General features: G+C 47.2%; 12 protein-coding genes. 2 read left to right on the top strand and 10 right to left on the bottom strand.

What is annotated here, in order from left to right:
* Positions 1-114 precede the first annotated feature (114 nt).
* Positions 115-882, bottom strand: a complete 768-nt coding sequence (locus HRU69_05450) for an alpha/beta hydrolase (protein ID QOI96972.1) — start codon at positions 880-882, stop codon at positions 115-117.
* Entirely contained in the window at positions 882-2810 is a 1929-nt protein-coding gene (locus HRU69_05445; protein QOI96971.1) for a 1-deoxy-D-xylulose-5-phosphate synthase, read from the bottom strand. Before HRU69_05445 ends, HRU69_05450 begins: the two co-directional genes overlap by 1 nt.
* A 150-nt stretch (positions 2811-2960) precedes the next feature.
* Here HRU69_05445 and HRU69_05440 point away from each other — a divergent pair, with 150 nt between their 5' ends.
* Positions 2961-3722: a segregation/condensation protein A gene (locus tag HRU69_05440; GenBank protein QOI96970.1), complete on the top strand. Its 762-nt coding sequence runs from the start codon at positions 2961-2963 to the stop codon at positions 3720-3722.
* A 52-nt stretch (positions 3723-3774) separates the two neighbouring features.
* Positions 3775-4932 carry an ATP-binding protein gene (locus HRU69_05435; GenBank protein QOI96969.1) on the top strand — a complete coding sequence of 386 codons (1158 nt, stop codon included), beginning with the start codon at positions 3775-3777 and terminating at the stop codon, positions 4930-4932.
* A 14-nt stretch (positions 4933-4946) separates the two neighbouring features.
* Here HRU69_05435 and HRU69_05430 read toward each other — a convergent pair whose 3' ends face one another.
* The 8 genes from HRU69_05430 to HRU69_05395 form a co-directional block, all read right to left on the bottom strand.
* Complete coding sequence (locus HRU69_05430; protein QOI96968.1) at positions 4947-6371, bottom strand: TolC family protein; 1425 nt, start codon at positions 6369-6371, stop codon at positions 4947-4949.
* A 2-nt stretch (positions 6372-6373) separates the two neighbouring features.
* Positions 6374-9430: an efflux RND transporter permease subunit gene (locus tag HRU69_05425; protein ID QOI96967.1), complete on the bottom strand. Its 3057-nt coding sequence runs from the start codon at positions 9428-9430 to the stop codon at positions 6374-6376.
* Between the two features lie 10 nt (positions 9431-9440).
* A complete protein-coding gene (locus HRU69_05420) occupies positions 9441-10511 on the bottom strand; it encodes an efflux RND transporter periplasmic adaptor subunit (GenBank protein ID QOI96966.1) in 1071 nt (356 codons plus the stop codon).
* Positions 10512-10526: 15 nt separating this feature from the next.
* Positions 10527-11126 (bottom strand): dephospho-CoA kinase, encoded by a 600-nt coding sequence (locus tag HRU69_05415; protein ID QOI96965.1) that lies wholly within the window; start codon positions 11124-11126, stop codon positions 10527-10529.
* A 6-nt stretch (positions 11127-11132) separates the two neighbouring features.
* Positions 11133-12074 (bottom strand): hypothetical protein, encoded by a 942-nt coding sequence (locus HRU69_05410; protein QOI96964.1) that lies wholly within the window; start codon positions 12072-12074, stop codon positions 11133-11135.
* An 8-nt stretch (positions 12075-12082) separates the two neighbouring features.
* Positions 12083-12391: a preprotein translocase subunit YajC gene (gene yajC, locus HRU69_05405; protein QOI96963.1), complete on the bottom strand. Its 309-nt coding sequence runs from the start codon at positions 12389-12391 to the stop codon at positions 12083-12085.
* Between the two features lie 99 nt (positions 12392-12490).
* On the bottom strand, positions 12491-13018 hold the full coding sequence (locus tag HRU69_05400) for a DUF1573 domain-containing protein (GenBank protein QOI96962.1): 528 nt from the start codon (positions 13016-13018) through the stop codon (positions 12491-12493).
* A gap of 16 nt (positions 13019-13034) precedes the next feature.
* On the bottom strand, positions 13035-13349 hold the full coding sequence (locus tag HRU69_05395; protein ID QOI96961.1) for a YtxH domain-containing protein: 315 nt from the start codon (positions 13347-13349) through the stop codon (positions 13035-13037).
* Positions 13350-13452 lie beyond the last annotated feature (103 nt).

Here is a 13452-nt window from a genome sequence, read left to right as displayed (position 1 = left end):
TCACTTCACAAGTAGGACAAGCCTCCAAAAGGCCAAAAGCATCACAATTTAATACACTTTTAGTAAAAAAATCAAAAAAACAGCCTCTTTTCCGGCCTATTTGAGCCTTGCGGGCTAAATATCCTCCACGCTATCTAAAAAAAGCCTAAGCACACGAATGATTCCGGCCTCATCTTCCAGCATGCCCATGTGCGCAACACCCTGAAGCACAGTAAACACAGGTTGCTGACAACGTTGAGCCTGTTCGGCAATACTCTCTACCGAAATCAGGCGGTCGTGTTCACCGGCAAGCAGCAATACCTTGCCCTTAAAGTCAGCCAGCAGATCGGTCCGGTCGGGCCGGTCGCGCATAGCATGTGTGTAAGCAATAAGGGTTTGCAGCGGAGTTGTCTTACCCATGCTTACAACTTCGGCAATCCGGGGGTGTTGGAGATTGGCAAATAACGGAGGGATAAATGACTCAATGAAAGGATTAACCCCATGCTCTTTAACAAATTCAACAACGCGGTTACGGTTAGCTTTTTTCTCTTCCGTATCGGCATATGCTGTGGAGTGTACTAATCCAAATGCTGCCAGCAAGTCTGGTCTTTTTTGGGCAATAGCCAGTGTAATGTAGCCACCAAGGCTATGGCCAAATACGATGCACCTGGAAACCCGGATTGATTCTAACCACTGGATGATTGCATCAGCAATTTCATCAAGTGATTCCGGCACGGCTGAAAGTTTGCTGTTCCCAAAGCCAGGCAGATCAACGGCCAGCAGGCGCCATGAATCCTGCAGGTGAGCTACAACACCTTGCCAGATCTGATTAGTCTCACAAAAGCCATGAAGAAATACAACCGGAAACCCTTTACCCTGATCGGTGAAATAAACAGGCAACATTATCCAACAGGCGTATTGACGCGCTCAAGCATGTGGAGTACAGCCTGCCGGATACCCTCTGGTCCGAAGCCGCACTCATTATGCAATTCAAGTTGTTCACCGTGTTCAACAACCCTGTCGGGTATACCCAGGCGCTTAACTTCCGCCTGGTACTGATGGTCGGCCATAAATTCAAGTACCGCGCTTCCAAACCCTCCCTGAATGCAGCCATCTTCAACGGTAACAACTTTTTTGAAGGTGGTGAATACTTCATGCAACATCGCTTCGTCTAAAGGCTTTACAAAACGCAAATCATAATGCGCTATATCCAGCCCCTGCTTCGCCAGGTTTTCGCATACTGTTACCGCATAATTGCCGATGTGCCCAATGGTAAGGATGGCCAGATCTTTTCCGTCACGGATCTTTCGCCCGGTTCCGATCTTCACTTCTTCAAAAGGTGTTTTCCAGTTGGGCATAACCCCTTGCCCACGCGGATACCGGATGGCAAAGGCCTGTTTGCTTCGCGGCAACGATGCGGTGTACATCAGGTTACGGAGTTCTGCTTCGTTCATCGGAGCAGATACGATGATGTTGGGTAAGCACCGCAGGTAGGCAATATCATAGGCACCGTGGTGAGTAGGGCCATCTGCACCGGCAAATCCTGCGCGGTCGAGGCAGAAATTAACGGGCAGGTTCTGAATGCATACATCATGCACCACCTGATCATACGCTCGTTGCATAAACGAGCTGTAGATATTACAGAACGGTATCAGGCCCTGCGTAGCAAGCCCGGCCGAAAATGTAACCGCATGTTGCTCGGCAATGCCCACATCAAATGCCCGGTTGGGCATTTCCTTCATCATGATGTTCATGGATGACCCTGATGGCATAGCCGGGGTGATACCCATAATTTTATCGTTGGCCCTGGCCAGTTCAACTAAGGTGTGGCCGAACACGTCCTGGTACTTGGGGGGCTGCGGTGAATCGTGAACTTTCTTATGGATTTCACCGGTAATTTTATCGAACGTGCCCGGGGCATGCCAGGTAGTTGCATTACCTTTCTCGGCCGGACCATAGCCTTTACCCTTTACGGTTATACAATGGAGTATTTTAGGGCCTTTTATTTCTTTCAGATCGTTGAGCACACCTACCAGGTGGTTCACATCGTGTCCGTCAACCGGGCCGAAGTACCGCAGGTTAAGTGATTCAAACAGGTTGCTCTGGCTCAGCACCGTTGACTTAATTCCGTTCTCCACTTTGGAGACAATCTCCTGTGCGCTTTTTCCGAAGGTTGATAGTTTTCCCAGCAGGTTCCAAACTTCGTCCTTTAATTTGTTGTATGCTCTCGAGGTTGTGATATCGGTAAGGTAATCTTTAAGTGCACCCACATTCGGGTCAATCGACATGCAATTGTCGTTCAGGATGATGAGCAGGTTCGTGTTGGAAACCCCTGCATTGTTTAGTCCTTCGAAGGCAATGCCACCGGTTAAAGCACCATCACCAATAACCGCAATGTGTTGTTTGTTATCGAGTTTCAGGTATTTTGAAGCTTCGGCCATGCCCAACGCTGCCGAAACCGAAGTAGATGAATGACCCACGCCAAACGCATCATAGATGCTCTCTGATCGCTTTGGAAAACCCGATATACCTCCATAAAAGCGGTTTGTATGAAATACATTGCGCCTGCCTGTAAGTATTTTATGGCCGTAGGCCTGGTGGCCCACATCCCATACCAACTGATCATACGGTGCATTGAAAACATAATGAAGGGCAACGGTTAGCTCCACTACACCAAGACTGGCACCGAAATGACCTCCGTAAATAGATACATTATCAATGATAAAGTGCCGAAGCTCATCACAAAGCTGAACGAGTTTTTCCTGATCGAGTTTTTTCAGATCATCAGGACTGTTGATTTTGGCCAGCAGCGGTCCGGGTGTTATCAGCATACAGGTTTGGGTTCGATTTACCGGTTAAAACAACAGAATGAAGGTAAGTGTTTGATTTTAAGCAACAAAAAGTTCCGATTCAGCCTGCAAAGATAGATAATTAGCCGGATGCTGCGCTTCGGGCCTATTTTATCAATACCTTTGCTACGCATGACGACCACTGCCGAGAATTTTGAGATTAAACTCCCGCTTTTTGAGGGGCCTTTTGACCTGCTGCTATTCTTTATTGAACGGGACGAACTGGATATTTATGACATCCCGATTTCCAAAATCACTACCGATTTTCTGAGTTATCTCCACCACATGGAGAACCTTAATATTGAAGTAGCCAGTGAGTTTATTTTGGTTGCGGCTACCCTCATGCGCATTAAATCGAAAATGCTGTTACCACGCCCGCAACTTGATGAACAGGGAAATGAAATTGACCCTCGCGAAGAACTGGTAAAACATCTGCTGGAATATAAAAAATACAAATCCGTAATCGACTCCTTCCAGAAAATGGAAGAAGCCGAACTGGCCAAAGAAAAGCGCGGCAACCTGATGAAAGAAATCAAATCGCTGGCTGCCAGCAGCAATGTGGAGGCCGAACTGCAGGATGTGGACCTCTTTAAATTGATGACGGTGTTTGAAAAAGTGCTCAGGCGGTACGAGTACGAAAAAAACCGGCCTGTACACCAGGTTATTCAGTACCCGTATACACTGGAAGGACAAAAGGAGTATATCCTTAATGAAGTTACACGCAAGGAGCGCGTTTCGTTTACTGATATTATTGCCGCCTACAACACCCGCATAGCGCTGATCTTTAACTTCCTGGCCATATTGGAATTGCTTGCTTTGGGTGACCTGAACATCCAGGTAGGCGAAGGCTATAATAATTTCTGGATTTCGCGGGCCGAAGGGGGCGTGGGCTAATGCTTGTCAAATACGGAATTTAATTCCATATTTGACAAGTAGTATCAAGGCCATGATCCCCCGCGCTGCACAAAAAAAACTAAAGGCCCTTGCCCGTAAATTTCCTGCGGTAGGTTTATTGGGTCCACGTCAATCCGGCAAAACAACGTTGGCTAAATCATTGTTTCCAAAAAAACCGTACATCAGTTTTGAAAACCAGGATAACGTACTATTTGCCACCGGTGATCCACGCGCCTTCCTCCGGCAATTTAAAACCGGTGCCATCTTCGATGAAGTACAACGGGTTCCTTCGCTGTTGGCTTACCTGCAACAAGTAATTGATGAGTCGGCAACAACGGGCCGGTTTGTATTAACTGGTTCACACAACTTGCTGCTGCTCGAAAAAGTAACTCAAACCCTGGCTGGACGGGTAGCCTTTATTAACCTGCTGCCTTTTAGCCAGACTGAACTTGGAACAACACCATTTGCCCGTCAAGAGTTGTATCAATTTATTTTAAATGGTGGTTACCCGCGTTTATACGATAAGAAAATAAAGCCTTCGGACTATTACCCAAACTACCTGCTAACCTATGTGGAGCGGGATGTACGCCAGATTAAGAACATTAATAATCTTGGTGTTTTTCAGCGCTTTCTCAAAGTATGCGCCACCCGGGTGGGGCAGGTTGTAAACTACGCATCCATCAGTAACGATTGCGGCATTGATCAAAAAACTGCTCTAAACTGGATGGGTATTCTGGAAGCTAGTTTCATCGCTTTCAGGCTTCAACCGTTTTATAATAACCTTGGGAAGCGCCTGTTGCAAATGCCTAAATTATATTTTTACGATACCGGGATTTGCTGTTCGCTGCTTGAAATTGAAAATGTAAAACAAGTTGCTAATCATCCGCTTACCGGTGCTTTAGTTGAGAATGCCGTAATCCTGGAGTTATTAAAACAACGGTTTAATAATGGACTGCGCAGTAATTTGTATTACTGGCGAGACCGCACCGGAAATGAGATTGATGTCCTCATCGATCAACCCACCCAGGTTATTCCGGTTGAAATAAAAACCGCGTCTACTTTTCATACCGATTTCTTAAAGGGAATCCGTTATTGGAAAAATATCAACCCCAAAACCAAAGACAGCTACCTGATTTACACAGGCAAGCCGGCTCAATTTAACGGCACCACAGTGTTGAATTGGCATACCCTCAACCAACTTAAAGGCTGATGACCTTGCAGTTTTTACTCTTTACCCGGCCGGGCATTGTATTCATCAACCAACCCCCCTGTTAAGCGCACCAGGTCGGTACGCCTGGCCAATACCGAAAACACGGCCAGGTAATTTTCCAGCGCAGCGTTCTGGTAATTTTCTTGTACAATCCGAAGGTCAATGGCGCTGAGGGCGCCATTTTTGTACCGTTCGTTGGCAAGGGACAGGTTGAGTTCGGCCGCCTGCAGTTTTATCCGGGCAATCTGCGCCAACTGGCGCAACAGGTTGTAGTTATCATAGGTGATCAGCAAATCATTTTGCAGGGACAGCTTGAGTTGGTCAACACTTAATTGGGCAATTCGCTCCCGTACCCGTGCATTCTCTACGTTGCGATGAATCTGGCCTCCATTAAACAAAGTATAACGCAAACTAAAGTTGCCATAAGCACCATACGAATAACCATCGTTGGTTTGGTTGACCAGTATACGGGAAGGTACGGTGTTCGTTACCGGAAAGGCCGGATCGCCATTAACATACCCTACCGTGTTGGTAACCAGCGGGCCTGTGTTTGAACCGAAATTAGCGTTCAATCGATCGAGCGATCCGTTAGCACCCACATTCAGCGATATGGTGGGATATCTGTCAGAAAGAGCCGAACCGGTTGCGATGCGCAGCAACTCCTGGTTAATGTATTGATTACGCAAATTTGTATTGGTGCTGCTCATCTTGGCGGTCATGGTGGGCAGGTCGTACGTTTCATCAATAAACTGCAGCGAGTCGGTGAGCATGTATTCTTTCGTGATGGGCTCGTTTAACAACAGGTTAAGGTTGCGCAGCGAATTGACATATACCTGCTCCTGCAACAGGTAATTGGTCGAGTCGGTTAGGTAATTGTTCTGCTCCTGTAAAACATCGAAGGTAATAGCTCCGCCAAGGTCCTTTCTCAGTTTAACATATTCCAGCCGCTCGCGCGAAAAATCCATTACACGCTTACGCACCAAGGTACGTTCGCGCTCCAGCAACGATTGGTAGTATGATAGTATAATGGACTGAATAACCTGCTCAATGACCAGCGTTGCATTTCCGTAGCTGAGTTGTTCCAGTTGCTCCAGCCTTCGCTTTGACAACCGGATGAAAAATCCATCGAACAGCACAAATTGTACATCCAGCTGGCCATTCACGTTATCTGAAATATTCCGGCCAGGAACAGCAAACGGGTTGGCCGGCTTTCGCTCGGTAACGCTGTTGTTCTGGTTCACGTTCAGGTTTATTGCAGGCAAAGCGCCCGCCTGACCCCAGTTGTTGTTCCGATCAGCAATATCAATCTCCAGTTTTTGAATCTGAACATCGAGGTTATTTTGTAAGCCCAGTTCAATAGCCCGGGCAAGACTTAGTTGCTCTTGCGCATTTACCATCAAACTCCAGGCAAGCAGTTGTGCAACAAAAATGCTTCTCATGATCATGCAATTGAAACTCTTCCTTGTTTGCTGCTGAAGTAGGAATAAATGGCCGGAATGATAAATAAGGTGAGCACGGTTGCAAACAACATTCCACCGATAACCGCAAGGCCCATGGATACCCGGCTTTCTGAACCGGCACCCAGGGCCAAGGCTATTGGCAAAATACCAAGGATGGTTGACAGGCTTGTCATGATGATGGGCCGAAAGCGCGATTCAGCCGCATCAATTACCGCATCGAACCGATTCATGCCTTGCTCCTTGCGCTGATTGGCGAACTCAACGATAAGAATACCGTTTTTGGTAACCAGCCCAATCAGCATGATGATTCCAATCTGACTGAAAATGTTGAGTGTTTGGTTAAAATACCAAAGCGATAACAAAGCTCCCGCCAGCGCCAGCGGCACAGTAAACATAATGATAAACGGGTCGCGAAAACTTTCGAATTGCCCCGCCAATACCAGGTAAATAATTGCAAGCGCAATAAAAAACGCCTGGTATATAGTTGATGAACTTTCTACAAACTGCCGGGAAGCGCCATCCAAACTTGTGGTATAGGTCTCATCCAGCACTTCACCGGCAATGCGCTCCATTTCTTTAATACCATCTCCCAACGCCACCCCATTGGCCAACTGTGCACTAACTTTGGCTGAAGAGTATCGGTTAAACCGGTATAACTGGGGCGGGTTGCTGCTCTCCTGCATGGTAACCAGGTTATCCAACTGCACCAGTTCTCCACGCCTGTTTTTTACGTACAATGTTTTTAAATCCAGTGGCTCATCCCGGTTGGCACGTTCAACCTGGCCGATGATTTGGTATTGTTTGCCATCCATAATAAAATAACCAAAGCGTGAGCCGCTCAGTCCTAATTGCAGCGTTTGCGCTATATCAATAATGTTTACACCAAGGTTACGGGCTTTTTCGCGGTTAATGTTGATGTTGATCTCAGGCTTGTTGAATTTCAAATCGAGGTCAACAAAAGCAAACTTCGGGCTGGCGCTTGCTTTCGCCATAAACTCGGGCAGTACGGCCTTTAGCTTTTCCAGTTCAGCAGCCTGGATAACAAACTGCACCGGAAATCCTCCGCGCCTGTCGCCTATGGTTTGGGCCTGGGTTACAAATGTGCGCACGCCACTGTATTTGCGCACCTTTTTGGTTACTTCGTCAACAATGGCTTGCTGGGTGCGGGTACGTTCCTGTGGATCTTTTAAGATTACCCGCACAAATCCGGAATTTACACCTGAGCCGCCAAAGCCTGGAGCCGTAACGCTCACCAGTCCCTGGTACTCGGGCACTTCCTGTTGAACAAAGCTGGTTAGTTCACGCACATAGGTATCCATGTATTCAAAGGTGGCGCCTTCGGGAGCTTGTGCCTGAAGGCGGAATTCACTGCGGTCTTCCATCGGGGCCAGTTCAGAGGGGAGTATCATGCCGAAGTAGTAAATCAGCCCGCCCGCGATGAGGATGATGACAAAGGCCAGCCAGCGGAATTTCATAAATGATTTCAGTGCATTGCTGTATCCGTTGGTAAGCCAGTTAAAGAAGGGTTCAGTAACCACATACAGCCATGTTTGCTTTTCGCGTTTTTTGAGCAGTTTTGAGCTCATCATGGGCGTAAGTGTAAGCGAAACAAAGGACGAGATAACAACAGCACTCGCCACCACAAGTCCGAATTCACGGAACAACCGGCCGGTTAAACCTTGCAGAAAGATAACCGGCAAAAACACGGCCACCACGGCTACAGTTGTTGAAATTACTGCAAAATAAATTTCCGTGGAGCCCCGTTTTGCGGCATTCACCGGATCCTCACCTTCCTCCACTTTGGTGTAAATATTCTCAAGCACCACAATGGCATCGTCAACCACCAATCCGATGGCCAGCACGATACCCAGCAACGTAAGCACGTTAATGGTAAACCCAAGCAGGTACATAACAAAGAATGCACCGATAAGCGAAATGGGAATGGTAACTACAGGGATTAACGTGGTGCGCCAGTCGCGAAGGAAAATAAAGATAATGGAAAGCACAAGAATGAAGGCAATAAGGATAGTCTCCTGTACTTCAGCGATTGATGCAAGTATGTATTGGGTTGAGTCATAGCTCATCTGGTAAGTAATGTCACCCGGTAAGTCGCGTTTGATTTCATCCAGTTTTTTATACAACCGTTGTGCAATATCAATATTGTTGGCACCGGGTTGGGCTACTACGGCCAGGGCCACACCGGGTACCCCGTCTCTGCGCAAGATAGTCCGTTCATTTTCAGGGTAAAGTTGCGCATAGCCCACATCGCGGAAGCGCACAACCTGGTCTCCGCTTTCCTTAATAATAAGGTTATCGAAATCTTCAACCGTTGTGAGGCGCCCCATGGTACGTACGGTTAATTCGGTAGCCTGGCCCTCTACGCGGCCTGAGGGAAGTTCAACGTTTTCGCGGTTCACCGCCTGAAGTACATCAGACGGGGCCAACTTAAGCGAAGCCAGTTTTATCGGATCCATCCACAGCCGCATGGAGTAACGCTTCTGCCCCCAGATTTGAACCGAGCTGATACCCGGAATAGTCTGTAACCGCTCTTTGAAAATATTTTCGGTGATACGCGAAAGTTCCAGCGGGTCGCGCTTGTCACTCATTACTGTTAAAAACATAATCGGGCTTGAATCGGCATCGGCCTTTTCAACCACAGGTGGGTTCACATCGGGTGGCAGGCGGTTTAATGCGCCTGAAACCTTGTTGCGTACATCGTTTGCCGCAGCCTCCAGGTCAATGCCCAGTTCAAACTCAACCGAAATATTGCTTCTGCCCTCCCGGCTGGTTGATGTTATCATTTTAATACCCTGAATGCCGTTGATGGCTTCTTCGAGCGGCTCGGTTATTTGCGACTCGATGATATCGGCATTTGCCCCGACATACGTTGTTGAAACGGATATTACGGGCGGGTCAACGCTGGGAAACTCGCGCACACCCAGGTAAGAAAACCCAATCAATCCGAAAAGGATGATAACCAGTGACATCACAATGGATAACACCGGGCGGTTAATGCTTATGGTTGACAGACTTGCCACTGCTATTACACTACTGGTTGATTAAATTTACCTGTACCGGAAGCCCCTGACGTAATTGCAGGATGCCGGTAGTAATCAACGTATCGCCTTCTCTCAGGCCGTTAACAATTTCTACATACCGATCAGTTCGCAAACCAATTTCAACTTTTGATTCGTTGGCCTTGCCCGAAGCAGCAACAAAAACTTTATGTCCCTGCATTTCGGGCACCAGTGCTTCTGACGGCACCAGCAATGCGTTATCAATCGTTTCCAAAATCAACTCAACCCGAACAAACTGCCCCGGCAACAGCAGGCCCTCGGGGTTATCGGCCAGTGCCCGCACTTTCAGCGTACGGGTATTTAAATCAATTTGTGGCTCAACGGCATACACCTCGCCTTCCAGCACACGTGGATCGTTTTCGATGGTAAACCTTATTTTTTTCCCGCTGCGCACCTGGGTACTGTACCGGCCCGGAACGCTGAAATCAATTTTTGCCGGAGTGAGGCTATATAATGTAGCTACCGTGGTGTTGGAGTTAACATAAGCTCCTTCGCTCACAAACCGTAACCCGATAACACCATCAAACGGTGCAATGATGCGGGTTTTGGCAAGTTGGGCCTCGAGCAGTTTAATATCGGCAATGGTGGTGTTGAGTCTGTTTAACGCGTTGTCGTACTCTTCCTGGCTAATGGCATCTTTCTCCAGCAGCTTGCGCTGCCGGTATTCATTATCCTGATTTAACTTTTGGTTGTAGCGTTGTTTTTGAAGTTGAGCAACGAGTTCATCATCATTTATTTCAAGCAACAACTGTCCTTTTTTTACAGGCTTTCCCTCTTCAAAATAAATTTTTGATATTTTACCTGACGATTCAACCCGCAATTCAAGCGACTCATTCGGCAAGACTGAACCGGTAAAAACCAGCTTGTTATCCAGTTTTTCGGGTTTAAGTATAACTGCATTCACCTGAAGCGCCACCGGACCCTGGGACGGGCCGCCTGCCTGGGGCACTTTTTCTTTTTCGCTGAATAAATTCAGTTTAGGAAGCGCCACCAGAAAAATAATGGCCAGTACAATTACTATAGTAAGGATTTTCTTCTTCATTAACTCACAGGGAATCTATCCATTCAACTTCTGAAAGTGCTCATGCAAGGCTATCACTTGCGGAACAACCAATTGTGTTTCGTCATTCACAATAACAAAATCAGCACGTTTTCGTTTCTCTTCATCGCTAAGTTGGCTTGCGATAATATTTAAAATTTGCTGCCGGCTTCGGTGCGGGTCGCGTTTAAGCACGCGTTTAATCCTTACCTCTTCAGGCGCATAAACCACTACAACCTTGTCCAGCGCGGTGTATGAACCGGCCTCAAACAACAGCGCAGCTTCTTTGATAACATATCGGCTGTTTCGTTGTTGCTCAACCCACCTCCTATAATCGGCACCAACCGCAGGATGAACCAGGCTGTTCAACAAGGATAACCTGTCGGCATTACCAAAAACGGTTTGAGCCAGGTACTCATTGTTTAAGCTGCCATCCTGCCGGTACGACAAACTTCCGAATTCTTTCTTAATGGCTGCGATGAGTATTCCATCGGAGGTCATTACGGATTTCGCACGGCTGTCGGCCTCGTAAACGGGCACACCCAACAAGTTAAAGATCCGGCATACAAGGCTTTTACCCGACCCGATTCCACCTGTTATACCAATTTGCAGGGGCATAATTACTTAATAGGATACGGAAACTGTATCAACCCTTACTACCCGGCTGTACTTAGGCAGGCCGGCAATGCGTGGCGCAATTTTATGATGGCCCGGAGGTACTGACTGTAAGTCAATTACTGCATACATCGAATCGGCACGCATTAATTTTACCAGCGATGCCGGTGTTAAAAAAGTAACACTAACCTGGCTGGCTTCTGCTGCCACACGTAACCGGTCAGGCACATGAATCAACTTAAGCGGGCAGGTATGCGTTACTTCCTCCATATTCTCAACCCGAAACGCTACACGTACAACAGGCGGAGTACGCGTAATAAATTCCGTGCCGGTATCAACTTCTATAAGATCATCAAAATCAGTCTTTATCCGTTCATCGGGCAATACCAACGACAAGGTGGCAGGCAAGGCATTGATGGCGCTTTCAGGGCCTTCAACCAGCACCGAGTCCGGAATAATTGTAATGGGGCCGGCTATTCCGTAATTTCGTTGAATAAATTTATCGGCTGAATCAACTGCCAGTTTTATAATCCGTTTGGATTTATGGTTTATATCCAGGTAAATGGTGTCGGTTAACACATAGTTAATCTGAAGTCCCTCCAACTGGGTGGAGAACAACGGTGGTAAGCTGGATCCAACTATTTTTTTCACTTCGGCCGGTCGCTCCAATGGGATTACGAGTGGTGGAACTTTAAGACCGGAGCTTCTCCGAAAGAGGTCCCATCCGTTGCCACTCACATTGAGTCGGATTTTTTCAGGGAGATCCTTTACCGGAATGTACTTACCGTGATCATAATCGAACACGATAGGAAACCCGATGTTAGCCGAATAATTTTTATTGAGTGCATTAAAGAACCAAAATACCGTGGCGGCAAAAACGCACAATAAAATCGCCTTCCAGTTTTTTTTGTTGAATCGAAACAGGTTGAATATCGAGTTTACAAATCCCATCCGGGTTTTTACTTCTTGTTGGCTGCACGGCTGGCTTCCAGCGAAATGGCCGACTTGTTGAACCGGATGCGTCCGCCCTTTTCAACTTCGAGGATAAAGGTATCGCCTTCGAGTTCAGCCACCCGGCCATGGGCACCGCCAATGGTTACCACATAATCGCCCTTTTTAATCTCATCAATAAATTTTTTCTGCTCTTTTGCTTTTTTCTGTTGCGGCCTGATCATAAAGAAATAAAAGATCAGGATCATCAGGCCCATCATAATGTAGAAACTGTAGTTACTACCCTGGGCCGTTGCTTGAAGAATAATGGCGTTCATGGATTATCGTTAAAATTCAGGCTGGCAAAGTTAGGCCATAAAAGCAAGCATCCCAAACCTGCAGGGCCTGGGATGCTTACCTGATGATATTAATAAAAATTACTGCTTCGGACCGGTTGCCTGATCTTTGGGGGTAACCATGGCTTTAAACCGAAGCGTTGTTGTTTTAGGCCAGGTGTTGGCCGTTACCGTAATGGTTTTATTCTGAATGTTGGGCTTGCCATTGCTGTCAAACTCGGCCTTCACAAAGCCTTCGCCTCCTACCGGTATCGGATCTTTCGACCACTCCGGCACGGTACAACCGCATGACGGCTGGGCGCTTTGGATGATGAGCGGGGCTTCGCCTGTGTTTTTAAACTTGTACGTATAGGTTACTTTTTGTCCTTCGTTAATGGTACCAAAGTCGTGTTCGGTTTTCTCGAAGGTGATTACCGGCAGCGGGCCTTCCGGTTTTTGTTCGGGCTGGGCCGCCTGTTCAGTTGGCGTAAAGGTAGGCGATTGACTCTTGCCTCCCTCCAGTTGCGAAAGCCTGGCTTCGAGCGCGGCTATCTTTTTCTCAGCGTCTTTGTCTTTACAAGCCACGGCCGCACCGGCTATTGCAACAAATACTATCCATCGTGTTTTCATATCGCTATAACGTTTATTAACCTTTTCCTTTTTTACCTTTAATCTGCCCCAAAAGTTCATCCACATCTTCCAGTAGTTTTTCGGCTTTTAATTTGGCATCGTCCACCACGCGCTGGCCTTGCGATTTGGCCTCGCTGGTAAGCGGTGTTTCTTTACCGTCAATCAGGTCGTTAACCAGATTTTGAAGCATGTTTCTGTACTTTTCCAGTTGGAACGACAATTTCTGCCGGGTGTTAATTCCCTTATCGGGCGCGTACAAAATGCCGATGATCGCCCCGGCTGCTGCGCCCGCCAGAAAGGCCAGTAGTGTATTTCCTCCGCGTTTACTCATAATTGTACAAATTTCTAAACAAACCTCACGATTACAACGTGTGGGGGCTAAATCGGTTCGAAAACCGCGTAAAAATACCACTGTACGGTTTATTGTAACCCAA

This window comes from Flammeovirgaceae bacterium (genome assembly GCA_015180985.1).
Taxonomy (GTDB): domain Bacteria; phylum Bacteroidota; class Bacteroidia; order Cytophagales; family Cyclobacteriaceae; genus UBA2336.
This window is presented reverse-complemented; position numbering and strand designations above follow the sequence as displayed.

What these genes read in the sequence shown, in the direction of transcription:
- HRU69_05415 (QOI96965.1), bottom strand. Translation starts at nt 11,126, where the DNA reads ATGCCCCTGCAAATTGGTATAACAGGTGGAATCGGGTCGGGTAAAAGC.
- HRU69_05400 (QOI96962.1), bottom strand. Translation starts at nt 13,018, where the DNA reads ATGAAAACACGATGGATAGTATTTGTTGCAATAGCCGGTGCGGCCGTG.
- HRU69_05440 (QOI96970.1), top strand. Translation starts at nt 2,961, where the DNA reads ATGACGACCACTGCCGAGAATTTTGAGATTAAACTCCCGCTTTTTGAG.
- HRU69_05430 (QOI96968.1), bottom strand. Translation starts at nt 6,371, where the DNA reads ATGAGAAGCATTTTTGTTGCACAACTGCTTGCCTGGAGTTTGATGGTA.
- HRU69_05445 (QOI96971.1), bottom strand. Translation starts at nt 2,810, where the DNA reads ATGCTGATAACACCCGGACCGCTGCTGGCCAAAATCAACAGTCCTGAT.
- HRU69_05395 (QOI96961.1), bottom strand. Translation starts at nt 13,349, where the DNA reads ATGAGTAAACGCGGAGGAAATACACTACTGGCCTTTCTGGCGGGCGCA.
- HRU69_05435 (QOI96969.1), top strand. Translation starts at nt 3,775, where the DNA reads ATGATCCCCCGCGCTGCACAAAAAAAACTAAAGGCCCTTGCCCGTAAA.
- yajC (QOI96963.1), bottom strand. Translation starts at nt 12,391, where the DNA reads ATGAACGCCATTATTCTTCAAGCAACGGCCCAGGGTAGTAACTACAGT.
- HRU69_05410 (QOI96964.1), bottom strand. Translation starts at nt 12,074, where the DNA reads ATGGGATTTGTAAACTCGATATTCAACCTGTTTCGATTCAACAAAAAA.
- HRU69_05450 (QOI96972.1), bottom strand. Translation starts at nt 882, where the DNA reads ATGTTGCCTGTTTATTTCACCGATCAGGGTAAAGGGTTTCCGGTTGTA.
- HRU69_05420 (QOI96966.1), bottom strand. Translation starts at nt 10,511, where the DNA reads ATGAAGAAGAAAATCCTTACTATAGTAATTGTACTGGCCATTATTTTT.